Source organism: Bacillus halotolerans (assembly GCF_001517105.1).
GTDB lineage: Bacteria > Bacillota > Bacilli > Bacillales > Bacillaceae > Bacillus > Bacillus halotolerans.
On sequence record NZ_LPVF01000010.1, the window covers coordinates 62,474 to 80,711 of the forward strand.

8 protein-coding genes are annotated in these 18,238 nt (G+C 43.4%); 4 read left to right on the forward strand and 4 right to left on the reverse strand.

Going from position 1 to position 18,238, the window contains the following annotated elements:
• Positions 1-40: 40 nt before the first annotated feature.
• From AU387_RS10965 to xynC, 3 genes are all read left to right on the forward strand, one after another.
• Entirely contained in the window at positions 41-7,834 is a 7,794-nt protein-coding gene (locus tag AU387_RS10965) for a non-ribosomal peptide synthetase (RefSeq protein ID WP_059335680.1), read from the forward strand.
• Positions 7,835-8,159: 325 nt separating this feature from the next.
• Positions 8,160-9,698: an alpha-L-arabinofuranosidase gene (gene xynD, locus AU387_RS10970; protein ID WP_059335681.1), complete on the forward strand. Its 1,539-nt coding sequence runs from the start codon at positions 8,160-8,162 to the stop codon at positions 9,696-9,698.
• Positions 9,699-9,761: 63 nt separating this feature from the next.
• Positions 9,762-11,033, forward strand: a complete 1,272-nt coding sequence (gene xynC / locus AU387_RS10975) for a glucuronoarabinoxylan endo-1,4-beta-xylanase XynC (protein WP_059335682.1) — start codon at positions 9,762-9,764, stop codon at positions 11,031-11,033.
• 192 nt (positions 11,034-11,225) lie between these two features.
• Here the strand turns inward: xynC and AU387_RS10980 are convergent, their stop codons facing one another.
• Positions 11,226-12,062 (reverse strand): sialate O-acetylesterase, encoded by an 837-nt coding sequence (locus AU387_RS10980; RefSeq protein WP_059335683.1) that lies wholly within the window; start codon positions 12,060-12,062, stop codon positions 11,226-11,228.
• Between the two features lie 894 nt (positions 12,063-12,956).
• On the opposite strand from AU387_RS10980, the gene AU387_RS10985 reads away from it, so the two are divergent.
• On the forward strand, positions 12,957-14,102 hold the full coding sequence (locus tag AU387_RS10985) for an alpha/beta hydrolase (RefSeq protein WP_059335684.1): 1,146 nt from the start codon (positions 12,957-12,959) through the stop codon (positions 14,100-14,102).
• Between the two features lie 548 nt (positions 14,103-14,650).
• Here AU387_RS10985 and AU387_RS10990 read toward each other — a convergent pair.
• From AU387_RS10990 to AU387_RS11000, 3 genes are all read right to left on the reverse strand, one after another.
• Positions 14,651-14,911, reverse strand: coding sequence for a YnfE family protein (locus AU387_RS10990; RefSeq protein ID WP_059291729.1), 261 nt, complete (start codon positions 14,909-14,911; stop codon positions 14,651-14,653).
• Positions 14,912-14,987: 76 nt separating this feature from the next.
• Positions 14,988-16,487, reverse strand: coding sequence for a cellulase family glycosylhydrolase (locus AU387_RS10995; protein ID WP_059335685.1), 1,500 nt, complete (start codon positions 16,485-16,487; stop codon positions 14,988-14,990).
• Between the two features lie 332 nt (positions 16,488-16,819).
• Positions 16,820-18,217: an alanine/glycine:cation symporter family protein gene (locus tag AU387_RS11000; RefSeq protein ID WP_059291731.1), complete on the reverse strand. Its 1,398-nt coding sequence runs from the start codon at positions 18,215-18,217 to the stop codon at positions 16,820-16,822.
• Between the last annotated feature and the right edge of the window lie 21 nt (positions 18,218-18,238).

An 18,238-nucleotide genomic window follows, 5' to 3' on the forward strand; every position in this document is an offset into this window, starting at 1 on the left:
CGCCTTCAAAACAGGAATGAAACCAACTGGAGGGATATGAATGTCAGAATTCAAACAACAGGAGTTGTTCTGGGGCCGCATGTTTCACACGGAAGACCGTCCCAGTGCATTCCCTTCGTTTCAAATGTCCGACTCAACATTAAAGCGTGATGTATCGAGTGCATCTGACTGTATTCACAGTTCATTGAGTTCAGATGTATCCCGGCGCATCCTGACCATGACAAATCAAACGCCGATGGCCGTTTATCTGGTTCTCCTGATCGGATACACGGGGGAAGAGAGCGGGATTACAGGCGTTCCAACCTTTGAAGACGAAACTGATGAAGATCTTCGTTTAGATCAGCTCATGTTAATCAAGCAGAATATCAATGCCGACAGTACGTTTAAATCGATATTCCATGAACTGAAACATACGCTGGACGAAGCGATCTTATATCAGGACGTTCCTTTTGATAAAATGGCCGGACAGCTGCGGCTGAACTATAATACAAATCATTTACCGATCATCCATACGGTTGTTTCATTAGAGCAAATCCATTCTGATCGTTTCATAGAAACGGCTGCTTCAGATGCTTTATTTCAGTTTGCTATGAGGGAAGACACGATTGATGTAAAGTTATTTTTTAATGAACAAGCTTATGACCGCGAGTATATGTTACAGGTGATCAGGCATTTAAATCGTCTGTTTTCTATCATGTTATTCCAGCCCGACCTCACTCTCGGCCAAGTGGATATCTTGTCTGAAGCGGAGACTAATACTTTTCTCGCTGACTATCATCATACGAAAACTGAATATCCGCGGGATAAGACGATTTATCAGTTATTCGAAGCACAGGTGAAACGAACACCGGATCAACCAGCCATTATTCTCGGAGAAAAGCAATTCACGTATCACCAGCTCAATGAACGCGCCAATCAATTAGCCCGAACCTTGAGGGCCAAGAGCGTTAGGGCGGACCGGCTCACCGCCGTCATCAGTGAACACAGCATCGAACTGGTTGTGGGAATACTGGCCGTATTAAAAGCGGGAGGGGCCTATGTGCCAATTGATCCGGATTATCCGAAGCATCGCATACAGTATATAGTAGAAGACTCCCAAGCTGATATTATCTTGACAGAGAGCCATCTCCGAAAACAATTGGATATGGCCGGCACAATGGTTTTCATCGATGACGAAAGCTCTTACCATGAAGACGGCTCTGATCTTGAACCGATCAGCAGTACGAAGGATATGGCCTATGTCATCTATACGTCAGGTTCCACAGGCAAGCCAAAAGGTGTGGCAATTGAGCATCAGGGCTTAACCAATTATATTTGGTGGGCCCGCAGAGTGTATGTCAAAGGAGAAAAAACCAACTTTCCGCTATATTCATCCATCGCTTTTGATCTGACGGTAACGTCTATTTTTACCCCGCTTATTACCGGCAATGCCATCATTGTCTACAGAGGGGAAAATAAGGTGGCCTTGCTTGATTCCATTGTGCACGATTCGAGGGTGGATATTATCAAACTGACCCCGGCTCATTTGCAGTTATTAAAAGAAATGAACATTCCTCCTGAATGCACCATTCGGAAATTCATTGTTGGCGGCGACAATTTAAGCACGCGGCTCGCCCGAAACATCAGCGGGCAATTCGGCGGCAGAATCGAAATCTTTAATGAATACGGGCCGACAGAGACAGTTGTCGGTTGTATGATTCACTCCTTTGATCAGCAAAACGACAGACGGGAATCAGTTCCGATCGGAGCCCCCGCGGACAACATGAACATTTATGTGCTGGATAAGAGTATGAAGCCGGTGCCCATCGGCGTCCCGGGAGAAATCTATATCAGCGGGGACGGTATCGCCAGAGAATATTTGAATCGGCCAGAATTAACAGCGGAAAGATTTTTACGGAATCCATTTGTACAAGAGGCGAAAATGTACCGGACGGGAGACTTGGCCAGACGGCTTGCGGACGGTAACATTGAATACCTCGGAAGGATCGACCACCAGGTGAAAATCCGCGGTTACCGCATTGAAATTGGTGAAGTCGAAACCGCATTATTTCAAATACCACCGATTCAAGAAGCTCTCGTTATCGCACAAGAAACCAACGGGGAAACGACTTTGTGCGCCTATTTCACCGCACTGCATTCTTTAACCGCAGGCGAGATCCGGGAACATCTGTCCCGTCAGCTTCCTGCCTATATGATACCTGCTTATTTCATACAGCTGACAGCGATGCCGCTTACGTCCAACGGAAAAATAGATCGCCAGGCGCTGCCTGCTCCAACCGGAAATCTCACAGGCAATACCTATACAGCTCCGCGGACAGAACTGAAAAAAATACTGGCAGGAGTGTGGGAGTCGGTATTAGGCGCAGAACGTGTCGGAATCAACGATCATTTCTTTGAGCTGGGGGGAGATTCGATTAAATCGATCCAAGTGACCTCAAGCTTATATCAATCCGGTTATAAACTAGACATCAAACACTTGTTCAAGCACCCGACGATCTCCGGGGTAGTTCCTTTTATAGAGCCGGTCACCCAAATCGCAGAACAAGGGGAAATTAAAGGTCCGACACTTCTGACACCGATTCAGCATTGGTTTTTTGCCCAGCAATACCCTGATCCGCACCACTATAATCAATCCGTTATGCTTTATTTTAAAGAGGGTTTGGATGAATCAAAGCTTCGGGGAGTCATGAAGAAGATCGCTGAGCATCACGATGCTTTGCGCATGGTTTATGTTCCGACAGACCATGGGTACGAAGCCCGAAACCGGGGAATCGATGAAGGAGATTTATTCAGCCTTGAAGTATTCTCTTTACTCGAAGAAATTAATCCCGCCCAAACGATAGAATCGATATCCAATGACATTCAGCAATCCATCCATTTAGCCGAAGGCCCGCTCATGAAACTGGGATTGTTTCAATGTCAGGATGGAGACCATTTGCTGATCGCGATTCATCATCTGGTCGTAGATGGCGTATCGTGGAGGATTTTACTTGAGGATATAACGTTAGCTTATGAACAGCTGAAAAACGGAGAAGCGATCACACTTCCTAAGAAGACGGATTCCTACCTGTTATGGGCTGAACGATTGAAACGTTATGCAGAAAGCGCAGATTTTGAAGCGGAAAATCAATACTGGTTCGGGCAGCTGCATATCCCGCAGCATAAATTGCCAAAGGACAATGAACAGGAGAGCGGTATAGCCGAAGACCGGGAAATCATCATCGTCCAATGGACAGAGGCTGAAACCGAATGTTTATTGAAAAAATCGAACCGGGCCTATACGACTGACATTAACGATTTATTGCTGACCGGACTCTGTACGGCTGTTCATCGCTGGACTGGACATGAAGAGATTCTTGTTCATCTGGAAGGACACGGCAGGGAATCTATCTTTCAAGATCTTGATATTTCACGTACGGTGGGCTGGTTCACAAGCCAATACCCGGTTTCTCTTCAAATTCAGGCAGACCAGGACATCTCACAGCGGATTAGGACAGTGAAAGAACAGCTGCGTCAGATTCCCCAAAAAGGAATTGGATACGGCCTGATTAAATATTTGTCCGATCATCCGAAGGCATCTGACTTGACCGTTCATCCGGAAATCAGCTTCAATTACCTCGGTCAATTTGATCAAGATTTCGAAAATGGAGGCATCGAGGTATCTCCTTACTCCGGAGGGAAAATTGCAAGCGACAGACATCCCATTGCCTATACGCTTGACATCAACGGCATGATCTCAGACGGCCGGCTGTCATTGGCCATCAGTTACAGCGGTAAACAATATCGAAGAGAAACAATGGAAACATGCGCCGCTTTCCTAAAGAACAGCCTAAAAGAAGTCATCGATCATTGTACAGCCCAAAAGCAAATTCAGCTGACGCCAAGCGATATTTCACTGAAAGACATAACAATCGCAGAATTAGATCAATTTGCTCAGCAAACAAAGCATATTGGCGACATTGAAAATATATATCCTTTAACTCCCATGCAGAAAGGCATGCTGTTTCACAGCTTAATCGATGCGGCTTCCAGAGCTTACTTTGAACAAGCCTCTTTTGATCTTAAAGGCGATTTGGATATCGAAGCATTTACGATGAGTTTGTCGCAGCTGGCAGACAGACATGAGATTCTTCGGACTCATTTTTACACCGAATGGAAAGATCAGCCTCTGCAGATTGTCCTCCGAGAAAAACCGATCGAAATAACCGTTGAAGATATTCGAAACATGGAAGATGAACAACGCGGCAAATTGATTGCCGACTTTGTACAAAAAGATAAGGAAAGAGGATTCGATCTTACCCAAGATGCGTTAATGCGCGTATCAATCCTTCGTACAGAGGATGATCAAGCCCGATTGATATGGAGCTTTCATCATATTTTAATGGATGGCTGGTGTCTGCCTCTTGTTACGAAAGAAGTGTTTGAAACCTATTATGAGCTCCTTGATAGAAGAAAACCCGAGCAGGAAGCCGTCACCCCGTACAGCCGATATATCGAATGGCTGGAAGACCAGGATCATAAGAACGCTTCAGCCTATTGGCAAAAATATTTGGACGGTTATGAAGGACAAACCGTTTTACTGAAAGAACCTGTCTCAAACCAAGCCGAGGGATATCAAAAACAAAGGCTTGCATGCCGGCTCGGAAAGCAGCTATCAGAAGAAATCAGGCAGACTGCAAGCAAGCATCACGTCACCGTGAATACGTTTATTCAAAGCGCGTGGGGCCTATTGCTGCAAAGATACAACAACAGTCAGGATGTCGTTTTCGGGTCGGTCGTATCCGGCCGCCCGGCAGAAATTCCGGGTATTGAATCCATGGTCGGCTTATTTATCAACACCATTCCCGTACGTATTACCGCTCAGCCTGGAATGACTGTGGAACAAGTGTTGAAAATGAGCCAGGAGCAGGCATTGGCTTCTCAGGCGTATGATACATTTCCGTTGTATGAAATTCAGGCTCAAACCGAACAAAAGCGGCAGCTGATCAGTCATATCATGGTATTTGAAAATTATCCGGTCGAGAAACAAATGGAGCATATGAAACCGAATCGTGACGCACTGGACATTACCAATTTCCATGTGGAAGAGCACACTCATTACGATTTCAATTTTATTGTCATGCCGGCGGGGAATATCGAAATTCATTTTGTGTACAATGGCAACGTCTATGAACATACAAGCGTCAAGCGGATGGAAGAGCATTTTATGCAAATCATTAAGCAAATGGTGAACAGTCAGGCGATTCGCGTCCAGGACCTGGATATACTTACGGCGGATGAACGTTCGCTTCTTATAGAGGCATGTAATGATACGGCCGCGAATTATCCAAAGGAAAAGACGCTTTATCAATTGTTTGAGGAACAAGCTGAGCGAACGCCGGCGCAGGTGGCGATTGTTTTTGGAGATGAGAAACTAACGTATCGGCAGCTCAATGAACGGGCTAATCAATTGGCTCGAACGTTAAGGGCCAAGGGTGTAAGGGCAGACCGGCTCACAGCCATCATCAGCGAACATAGCATCGATCTGGTTGTGGGAATACTGGCTGTATTAAAAGCCGGCGGCGCCTACGTACCTATTGATCCGGATTATCCGAAGCACCGCATACAGTATATATTAGAAGATTCCAAAGCCGAGATCATCTTGACACAGTACCATCTTCGGCAGCGATTTACACATGCGGGCACGATCGTTCTATTGGATGAGGAAAGCTCTTATCACGAAGAGCACTCCAATCTTGAACGGATCAGCGATGCGAAGGATTTAGCATATGTGATCTATACATCGGGCTCCACAGGCATGCCCAAAGGCGTATTAATCGAACATCGCGGCTTAACCAATTATATTTGGTGGGCTGACAGCGTATATGTCAAGGGAGAAAAAACCAACTTCCCACTGTACTCCTCCATCGCTTTTGACTTAACGGTAACGTCTATTTTTACACCGCTCGTAAGCGGCAATGCCATCATAGTCTTCGGAGGAGAAGACAGGGCAGCCTTGCTTTCATCTATCGTACAGGATGCCAGAGTGGATATTATTAAGCTGACTCCCGCTCATTTGCAGTTATTAAATGAAATGAACATTCCCCATGAGTGCAGGATCCGGAAACTGATTGTAGGCGGCGACAATTTAAGCGTGAGTTTGGCCCGGAGCATCAGCGAGCGATTTCAAGATCAAATTGAAATCTTTAACGAATACGGGCCAACGGAAACGGTCGTCGGATGTATGATTTATTCCTTTGATCCGCAGAAAGACAGACGAGAATCGGTGCCAATCGGTACGGCTGCGGCCAATATGAATATTTATGTGCTGGATGGGGGGATGAAGCCAGTGCCGATCGGCGTTCCCGGAGAAATATACATTAGCGGGGCCGGCATAGCCAGAGGATATTTGAACCGCCCGGAATTAACGGCCGAGAAATTTGTTGAACACCCGTTTGCCGCAGGCGAAAAAATGTACAAAACGGGAGATGTCGCCCGATGGCTTCCCGACGGCAATATCGAGTATGTGGGAAGAATGGATCATCAGGTGAAAATCCGGGGCTACCGGATTGAAATTGGCGAGGTCGAAGCGGTTTTATTGCAACTGGAATCTGTCAAAGAAGCGGCCGTCATCGCGATTGAAGAAGAGGGCTCCAAGCAGCTGTGCGCCTACTTAACCGGAGATGAATCATTACATACAGCGCAGCTGAAGCGGCATTTGCTGAACAAACTGCCTACGTATATGATCCCAGCCTATTTTGTACAAGTAGAGAAGATGCCGATAACCGCTAATGGAAAAATTGATCGAAAAGCGTTGTCGGCTCCTGAGGGAAATAGGCTCACCGGAACCGAATACGCAGCACCCGAAACGTTAATTGAAAAGCAGCTGACCGAGATTTGGAAGAACATTTTAGGTCTCACTGACCCGGGTATTAAAGATAATTTCTTTGACGCGGGCGGCCATTCACTTAAAGTATTGCAGCTGATTCATCAAATTAACGCCGGTATGGGGCTCAACATGCATTATCAAGCCGTATACGATTTTCCTACCATCGAAACAATGGCACGCGCCATTCAAGCCGCGGTCTTCGAGTCCAAGACGGATAACGTATTCGTCAAGCTGAACCAGGAAGATTCAATCCCTGTGTTCTGTTTCCCGCCTTTAATTGGGTATGGACTCGTTTATAATGAAATGGCAAAAAGACTTGATGGCAGCTGCACAGTCTATGCGGCTGATTTCTTAGAAGAGCCGTCTTATGAGAAAGAGATCGTTGACCTGTATGCAGAAAGCATGATAGGCATTCAGGAACAAGGGCCTTTTGTTTTGCTTGGTTATTCTTCGGGATCGAATTTGGCTTTTGAGGTTGCCAAAGCCTTAGAGAAGCGAGAGCGCGTCGTATCAGATGTGATCATGCTTGATTCTAAAATCACTGTTTCGGTTACGCATTCATCAGAAACGGAAATTGAAGAGATCGTCCATCTGAATATGGATATTATTCCGGACTACTACCGAGACATATTAACCATTCCTTCGATTAAGGATAAAATCAGAAGCTACCTTGCGTATCACAATGAACTGATCAATTCCGGCGCCGTTAACAGCAACATACATCATTTGTTGTGTGGCGATTTGACTGATAGAGGATGGACGCAATCAACTGTACAGCATTACCTTGAGTACAAATTAAAAGGAGACCACGTGACGATCTTTGAACCTCATAATATCGAAGAAAATGTGGATGCAATTCGATTTATTATCAAAAGGATTGAAGAACGGCATCATCAAGGACTTATTCTTGATGAACAACTGTCAATGGGATCGTTTGCGGGAGACGCAAAGTTTGACAAAATGTAAATGATCAAGTGTAAAACGCCGCTGGCCTGGCAGTCAGCGGCGTTTTTTATTAAAAAGGCGAGAGTCATACTCCTGTGTTCGCAAGGCTTACTCTAGAAGCATTCTCCATGAACAGTTTTCATCAAATGGTAAAAAAATCATCATCCATTTTAAGGAAAAAGGAGGATGTCAAGTTATTAGAAAAAAGTGTAGCGTATGTTTATGGGTTCTAGCTCTATTATTGAGCTACTTCACTGCGGAGTCTGCTTTTGCTGCCGGTACTGCAAATTTGTCATCAAATGTTAAAAGATCCCCAAATTTAAAGAAAAAGGAGGAGCGTTAAGTTATGTCTAAAAAATGTTGCGTATGTTTATGGGTCCTTGCTTTATTATTGAGTTGCTTCACTGGGAAGTCTGCGTATGCTGCCAGTACTACAATTGCAAAACATGCAGGGAATTCAAACCCGCTTATAGACCATCATTTGGGTGCAGATCCGGTTGCGCTGACCTATAACGGAAGAGTCTACATCTATATGTCAAGTGATGACTATGAATATAATAGCGACGGAACGATTAAGGATAATTCATTTGCCAATTTGAATAGAGTATTCGTCATCTCTTCAGCGGATATGGTGAACTGGACAGACCACGGAGCCATTCCGGTAGCAGGTGCCAACGGGGCTAATGGCGGCCGGGGGATTGCGAAATGGGCAGGTGCGTCCTGGGCCCCGTCAATCGCAGTTAAAAAGATAAATGGCAAGGATAAATTCTTCCTTTATTTCGCAAACAGCGGCGGAGGTATCGGGGTTCTCACCGCAGACAGCCCGATTGGTCCATGGACCGACCCAATCGGAAAAGCGCTCGTAACGCCAAGTACGCCAGGAATGTCTGGTGTTGTATGGCTTTTTGATCCGGCAGTATTTGTAGATGATGACGGCACCGGTTACCTGTATGCCGGGGGAGGCGTTCCTGGCGGTTCAAATCCAACGCAGGGGCAATGGGCCAATCCTAAAACAGCAAGAGTCATGAAATTGGGGCCTGATATGACCAGTGTTGTTGGAAGTGCAGCTACAATTGATGCGCCTTTTATGTTTGAAGATTCGGGAATGCATAAGCATAACGGAAAATATTACTATTCCTATTGCATCAATTTCGGGGGCACGCACCCGGCCGATAAACCCCCAGGTGAGATCGGCTACATGACCAGCTCAAGTCCCATGGGTCCCTTTACATATAGAGGGCACTTCCTGAAAAATCCGGGAGCATTTTTCGGAGGTGGCGGAAACAACCACCATGCTGTTTTCAATTTTAAAAACGAGTGGTATGTGGTGTACCATGCTCAAACTGTCAGTTCCGCTTTGTTCGGGGCCGGCAAAGGATACCGTTCTCCCCATATTAATAAGCTGGTGCACAATGCAGATGGATCCATTCAAGAGGTTGCGGCAAATTATGCAGGCGTAACACAGCTTTCCAATTTGAATCCATATAACCGAGTAGAAGCTGAAACGTTTGCCTGGAATGGACGCATTTTGACAGAGAAATCCTCAGCACCCGGCGGGCCGGTCAATAATCAACATGTAACAAGCATTCATAACGGAGACTGGATTGCTGTAGGAAATGCAGACTTCGGGACTGGCGGAGCCAGAGCGTTTAAAGCAAATGTAGCATCCACTATAGGCGGGAAAATAGAAGTACGTCTAGACAGTCCAAACGGTAAGCTTGCAGGAACACTGAATGTACCTTCCACAGGCGGAGCGCAAACCTGGAGAGAAATAGAAACTGCGGTAAGCGGTGCAACCGGTGTGCACAAAGTTTTCTTTGTATTTACCGGAACAGGTACAGGAAACTTGTTTAATTTTGATTACTGGCAGTTTACGCAAAGATAGCAGATGAGAAAACCTTTTGTTTGCAATATAAAAGGAGACAGAAAAAGACAAGGAGAGGAAAAAATGATGTCAAGCGTAAAAAAACCAATTTGTGTATTATTGATATGTTTCACTATGCTGTCAGTTATGTTAACCGGTCCAGGCGCCACTGAAGTTTTGGCAGCAAGTGATGTAACAGTTAATGTATCTGCTGAAAAACAAGTGATTCGCGGTTTTGGAGGCATGAACCACCCGGCTTGGATTGGAGATTTGACAGCAGCTCAAAGAGAAACCGCTTTTGGCAATGGACAGAATCAGTTAGGTTTTTCAATCTTAAGAATTCATATAGATGAAAATAGAAATAATTGGTACAGAGAATTAGAGACTGCAAAGAGTGCGATCAAACATGGAGCAATCGTTTTTGCTTCTCCCTGGAATCCTCCAAGCGGTATGGTTGAAACCTTCAATCGTAATGGTGACACATCAGCTAAACGGCTAAGATACGATAAGTACGCCGCATACGCGCAGCATCTTAACGATTTTGTTACCTACATGAAAAATAATGGCGTGAATCTTTATGCGATTTCTGTTCAAAACGAGCCTGATTATGCACACGAATGGACGTGGTGGACTCCGCAAGAAATACTTCGTTTCATGAGAGAAAATGCCGGTTCCATTAATGCACGTGTCATTGCACCAGAATCTTTTCAGTACTTTAAAAATATATCGGACCCCATTTTGAACGATCCACAGGCACTTAGGAATATGGATATTCTCGGAACTCACCTGTACGGTACTCAGATCAGTCAGTTTCCTTATCCTCTATTCAAACAAAAAGGAGCAGGGAAAGAGCTATGGATGACGGAAGTATACTATCCAAACAGTGACAACAATTCAGCGGATCGCTGGCCCGAGGCATTAGGCGTTTCAGAGCATATTCACCATTCAATGGTGGAGGGAGATTTTCAATCTTATGTTTGGTGGTACATCCGCAGATCTTACGGTCCTATGAAAGAAGACGGTACGATCAGCAAACGCGGTTACAATATGGCTCATTTCTCGAAGTTTGTGCGTCCCGGCTATGTAAGGGTTGATGCAACGAAAAATCCTAATGCGAACGTTTACGTGTCAGCCTATAAAGGTGACAACAAGGTCGTTATTGTTGCCATTAACAAAAACAATACAGGGGTCAACCAAAACTTTGTGTTGCAGAATGGATCTGCTTCTCAGGTATCCAGATGGATAACAAGCGGAAGCAGCAATCTTCAACCTGGAACGAATCTAAATGTAACGGACAATCATTTTTGGGCTCATCTTCCAGCTCAAAGCGTGACAACATTTGTCGCAAATCGTTAAGGGCACCTAAGGCAAGCGGTACCGCAGGAAGAAGAGAAGAAGGATGTGTAACGATACAATTATATGTTCAAAAAAACCCTAATTTGATGGGTTTTTTTGAATTTTTGGTAACACAATTCCGTCACTGAAAATGACAGAATTGTGTTACCCTGATATACGAATGACAGAAATATATGTACATTTTTCTGGATTTTAACTCAGCAACTGCGATTGATACTCTTCTAAAGATATCTCCCCTCCAGCAAATTGTTTTTCTAGTATTGCAGTCTTTTCAGTCTTTGTTAAAGGTCTTTCACTATCGATATTAATAGCATTTTCTTCACCTTCTAGGGGTTCTAATATATGCTCTCGTTTATTATATGCCTCAAAATATCGGAGACCAAATATTCTCTGTGAAGCTGCATTCAAATGAATACCGTCAGGATTAGGTGTTAATCCCAATGCTGTTGCAAAATAACAGTTCTTTTCCTTTTTAGCAAACTCCAATAGTTCCTGGTTAACCTCAGAATGTTCTGGAAAGTAATGACCAAGAAAACCACTTCCCAAATAGTGACCAATTCCGCCTATGATAATAGGTAGATCTGGCTTACAAAGTTCATGACGAAATGCCTCAACAACTTCCAAAAACTTCTCATGATAAAGTTTAGAACGTCCTGAAGAACATTCATTTTCACCTTGATGCCATAAAACTCCCTCTAACTTACTGCTTCGCTTTGCAAGTTTTGCTTGTAAGATAGCATGTTCAAACAGTGGTCCTTCTACTGACCAATCATCTAGACTTGTGCCACCTTCTGCACAAGGTATTAAACCTATTTCTTTATCTTCATTTTTTCTGCACCATGCAGCCGCAAAAGAAGCCGCAGGACCAACCCCTGCAAAAGCTCGATCATAGTTTATAGGCTCCATCATGATTTGCCATCTTCCATTTCGCAGAACTTTTATATGTTCATTACAAATCATTGGAACATCCTTTAAAAATCCACGACCAGCCATATTTGATTGACCAACTAGTAAAAAAGAATGCATCATAATTTTTTATGCCTCCTTGTATTTCTCTAACAAAAAAATAAATTGTTAATCAAAGCTATCTGTTTTTTATAATATTTAACTGTTCATTTTTAATAAACTTTACAGTCATCACGTGTTTCTCCTAGCATTTTGCTGGGGTCTATTTACTGTTTAAAAAATCCGGCAAGATTCTAAAATGGAGAAAATGACTTAGAAACATTTCGCCCCATGCAAAGTATCGCCTTTCCAATAATAGGCTTTTCATGAGTGGAAGAAGTACCAGACATTCAGTGATTATCCATCTGTAAGCATCCCCTTTAATGTGAATTATAGCGAAATTTACTATTAGGTTGAATCGTTTGAGTCAGTTTTTAATGGTATTTTGCTATCCTTCTTATTTAGTCAACAAAATGATCCTTTTCTGGAACAGTCTAATGGGCGTATTTAAATAACTTTATTGTAATATAGGGGAGGGGTCTAAGGCAGGGGAATTACTAGGAGGACTTGGTTAGCGAGTGAACTAATGTGACAGAGACTACGTAGCCTATTCAGCCCCAGTAACTTACGTATAAATTCGACTCCATTCTGAACGACTGATGCACTTTTACTGAGATTATTATGAATATTTATAGAAGGGTATTGTAGAACCTTGTCGAAATTTTATAGAAAAATCGTGTTAAAAGAGGTATGCACATGTATTCGCCCATTCACATGAAAAGAAGCAGCAAGTTTGGAAATAATTATTGGGAATCATATAGTCCTTAACTAAAAAGGAATGTTCGCTTGTTCAGTGATCTAGAATACGATTTTTGGGTTCTTGTTGAAACAGACCCTAAAACAGTTTTGAAAAGCGCTTATAGCGCAATGTATGTATTTGACATTCGCCACTTTTATTAATGAAGGGGGAACAAGAGAATGAAAACTTATGACGCATTTCCAGAACCAATTGGCGGCTATACTGTCGGTCGAACCCAGATGGATTTTGAGTACACGGCATCAGATCACTCAAAAAGAGAACTGACGGCGTTTGTGTACTATCCGTCCGACAGCAGCGAAGGTAAGACTACATCAACGTACATGTTTCCTGAAGTCTACGAGATGTTTCATGAGCAGCCACTTGTCACTGCATATCTTAAAGGGAAGGATGTTTTCTCTATAGATATCAAGACCCAGTGTTACGACGACCTTGCTCTCTCCGGGAAGGAAAAGCGCTATCCGGTGTTATTCTATGTTTGCGGCGGGGGCGGTTCTCCAGAATGGGGTACAGTGATCTGTACAGACTTGGCAAGCATGGGATATGTTGTGGTAAGCATCGGCCATCAGAATAGCACGATGTATAAGCGTAAAGATGGGCGCCTGTTTAATGTATCAAAGGATTTTTCGGATGTCATTATGGCGTTTTCTGAAGATCCGGAGATGCTGGCGTTGGCTGGTAAGATGGAGATGCGGCCTGACGATGAAACTGCCATTGAGATGTGCCATAACGTGCTTACACTGCCGATACTTGCCAAGTTAATAGAGTATAGTGAATTACAGGCAGAAGATGTAAGGTATGTAGCCGATTATCTTTACAAACTGGAATCTGGAGAGCTGAATTCCAGTTTTAAGGGCAGATTGTTGCTTGACATCGGCATGGGCATAGTCGGACATTCTTATGGAGGGCCTACGACGGCGATTGTTTGCCGGGACGACGACCGGTTCGCCTGCGGGATTGACTTGGATAGCGGTGCGTTCGGCCTTCTCGACAGCGACCTTAAGAAACCCTTTTTGCTACTGTTTTGTGAACCTAACTATAATATGAATGCGATAATTGGCGCTAACAATAGCATGGAAACCTATTATTTCGCTGTTGATCGTGTTGCGCATTTAGATTACTGCGACATCGTGTTTACCAGTGTTAATGAGGAACTCAGAGGCGATCGGGATGCTATGGAGATGCGAAATCTTGTTACAGACTATACGAAGAACTTTTTTGATCATTACATACTGCAGAAGGCTGCAAGTGTGGAGAGTCTGGCATACGATGGCGTGGACTTGATCAAGAAGACCAGCAACAAGTGATATATGAAAAACACACTTGTGGGACGGAAGATGCAGATCTAGTTGCTGTAGGGAAAGGGATGCTCCGTAATCATATTGGGCATTGGAAGCAGCAAAACAATTTAAAAAATCAACTGACGAATGGGTTCCAAAAGAGTATGAAGCTGGTTTCTAAATATTGATTTTAATTTAGATAAATAGAATATTATTACAAGCTCAAGGGTGCAATGATTTGTCAAATTTCATTGCACCTAAACAATTATTGTTTTCGTGAGCTACTGTAAAGGACCGAATTCGACTATGTCTTGGCCATGAAAGTTTTTTCTTATACAGAGAATAATCCTGGCATAAGAGAGGCTGAACAACCATGGTGTAGATTTGCGACTTATTTTAGTTAACATAATATATATTCTAGGAAGTAATTAATTTCAAAGAAATTCTGTCTCAATAACAAAGTATACTTAAGCTAGTGAGACGGAATAAAAAATTACTTACAGGTTGGCCAATTTCGATTGCTTTTCATTTCAAGTGTCAAAAGCCTGAGCTTCAGCAAGTCTGATTAAGAAACTTTAAAATGGCGAAGTCAACCCATAATAAACGGCTTCCAGTTCTTCCAATGTCATATCACCGTATGCGCATTTGATCACCGAATCAGCAAACTCATCATAATCATAATCGCTGGTAAAGCCTTGCTGCAGAAGTTTTTCGTAGGCTTCAATCTGTTCTTTTTGGTTTTGGATATCTTTTTCCTTTCCTGGATAGTCCGGTCCGTTAACCAAGTCGCTGTTTTGTTTGAACAGCAACATATACTGTTTCAATGTTTCGTCCACAGCTTGCACCTCCTTGTTCTGCCGCTGATTAGATAATGAAAACGGACACCAATTGTGATGTCCGTCAAAACAGGCACTATTTGGGTTCAGTTCCCCAAATCAGTTTTCCGTTATTATATAATGTGATTTTTTTTGTATCTTTAAACGTATTTGACTGGAAAAAAGAATAATCCCCGGCTTGTGAATAATTGCTCCAGTCCTCATTGTGAAGACGAATTTGAATTTCTCCGGTGCTTGCTCCCGGTGACAGCGTCCCGTTTCTAAACCCAAGTTCCAAATAGGCATCTGCACCTTTTACAGGTTTAGATAATGTCACAAACTTGTGCGTCACATTGCTGCATCCCATCTTCGCATAGTCACAGTCGAAGTTTTGGCCTTTGTTTTTCGTGTTATACCAGTAGCGGACAGTTACATTTTTTAAGTTAACGGTGGTCTTGGTGTTGTTTTTCACATTGATCTGAGGACGGATTTGGTTGCTGTTCACACTTCCATCCCCTGTTCTGTATTGCACAGAGATGCTGTTTTCCTGTGCAGGTTTCTCTTGCTTTGGCGTCTCAGATCTGTCTTCATTCGAATTTTGGGAGCCGCGGATGTTTTCTCTAACAAATGTCCCTGAAGCGGATAAATCTGATAACGGCCAGCCGCCTGTTTTAGATGCCCCCGGCTTTAAAGCTGAGGATGATTCCTGCTTATCAGAAAGGTTCCAGTTTACCCAGCTGATTTTCTTGCTGTCGAAATAATTCAGCCATTCCCTCGACTGGTCAAGGTATACCCCGCCATTTCCGGAAGCGTCACTCGTCCCCCATTCCGTTACAAAAATCGGCGCTCCTTTGCTGAGCGCATAGTCCGCTTTATCCCTTAAAAACTGGCCGTGGGTGCCGGCATAAAAATGAAGCGCGTACATAACGTTAGCATCCTTAAGCTGATCATCCGCAGCATCGTTGACATCCTGGCTCCAAGTGCCTGTTCCGGTAATAATGATGTTATCCGGGTCATTTTTACGGATAACAGAAATCACTTCTTCCGCATACGGTTTGATATCGCGCTTCCAATTTACATCACCGTTCGGTTCATTAGCAATTTCATATATAACGTTTGGTGAGCTTCCGTAAAGGCTTGACATTTCCTTAAAGAATTCCTTCGCCTTCTCTTTATTTTGATTTGGATTGCCGTCATTTAAAATATGCCAGTCAATGATAACATATATTCCGAGCTCTTTTGCCGCTTCAACAGCTTCTTTGACTTTATTTTTCACAGACGGATTCTCGATATAACCGCCGTCAGCCGTGTACATTGCCGCCCGGAAGACGGTAATTCCCCAATCGTCTCTTAGCCATTTTAAAGTGTCTTTATTGACATAATCACCGAACCACTGCAAACCGTGTGAGCTGATTCCTTTCAGCTGCACCGGTTTTCCGTTTTGATTGACTAGCTGAGTACCTTTGATACTAAGCTGGCCATTAAGGGCTACAGGCGTTTTCGCCCCTGCTGCAGAGGCTTCTGGTGCCGCGACACCGCTAATTGTTAATACTGTCATTAATAAACAAGTGATAAAGATAGAGACTGAACGTTTCATATAGCATTCTCTCCTCCTCCAAATAATCATGTAAAATGTCTGCCTATTAGCTGCCGCTCTCCCTCCCTTTCTTTTTTTAAACACGCACTCATTGTAAAAATCTTTCTCATGATTGTCTATCAACCTAATTTCTTGTTTTTAGGCGGCTTAAAAGCCTGTCTATTGACTCTTTTTGTGTTGCTTCCTATACAGCTGACACGTGTATATCAGGGATAATAGTGCTTGTTCAGGACTTTACACGTTATTTTTTGATGAAATCAAAAGATTCCGCTTTTTTCAGCAAATAAAAAGCTGCATTCAAGTCATTGAATGCAGCCGTATTCTTTATGAATTTATGCTTCTTGTTTCTCTTCTTCCCAAGTTTCAGCGTGTTTCAGTCCTGGGATATTTTTCGCTTTAAACACAGGATCAAGTCCTTGTTTGCGCTGTTTCGCGTAATCTTTATAGACTTTGTATGCTACGTTTGACAGCAGTGTGATCACAACTAAGTTAATCAGCGCCATAACCCCCATAAAGAGATCCGCCATGTCCCAAACAATCTGGAACCCTGCTACACATCCAAAGACAACCATAGCAATAACCGCAATACGGTAAATGTTCAGCCATGTTTTGCTTGTTTTAATGAATTCAATGTTTGTCTCGCCATAATAGTAGTTTCCGACAACTGAGCTGAAAGCGAATAAGAACATTGCGACTGCTATAAAACTAGGCGCCCATCCCCCAATATGGTGGTCCAAAGCAGCCTGCGTTACTTGGATGCCGTCACCTTTTGGTGTTACACTGTACAGTAAAATAATAAACGCTGTGGACGTACATACGATAAATGTATCGAAAAACACGCCTAATGTCTGGATAAAGCCTTGCTTAGCCGGATGCGAAACATGAGCTGTCGCAGCAGCGTTTGGCGCGCTACCCATTCCCGCTTCGTTAGAAAAAAGTCCGCGCTGTGCACCGATGACAATGATAGCTCCTATTCCTCCGCCGACAACTTGTTCAATTCCTAAAGCGTTTTTGACAATTGTCGCAATAACGCTTGGGAATGCAGAAATATTTGTGAATACAACATATAGTGCAATAAGAATATAAAGCCCCGCCATGACCGGAACAATCAACTGTGTCACAGCGACAACACGTTTTAAGCCGCCAAAAATAATAAAAGCCGTTAAAACAGCAAGAACAACAGCGACAACTATTTTATTCACATGAAAAGCGCCTTCTAACGCTCCTGCAATTGTATTTGATTGAACAGCGTTAAAGATTAAACCGAATGATACGGTAATTAAGACAGCAAATACGATGCCAAGCCATCTGACTCCAAGCCCCTTTTGGATATAGTAAGCCGGTCCGCCTCGGAAATCGTCTCCGTCCTTCACTTTATAGAGCTGAGCTAACGTACTCTCAACAAAGCTTGATGCCATACCAACAGCTGCTACAACCCACATCCAAAATACAGCGCCTGGTCCGCCTGTCGCAATCGCTAAGGCAACACCAGTCAAGTTCCCTGTACCGACTCGGGATGCGGCAGAAATAAAAAATGCCTGCATAGAAGAAACACCTTTGTTGCCTTGTGGCTTCTCACCTACTATTCTAAACATTTCGATAAAGTAACGGAATTGGATAAAACCAAAACGAAGTGTAAAAAATAATCCAAGTCCTATTAAAATATAAAATAAATATTTCCAGATAAAATCACTTGGAATATTAATCAAACTGTTGAAAAAAGACTCCATATTTACCTCCTGTTTCATCAA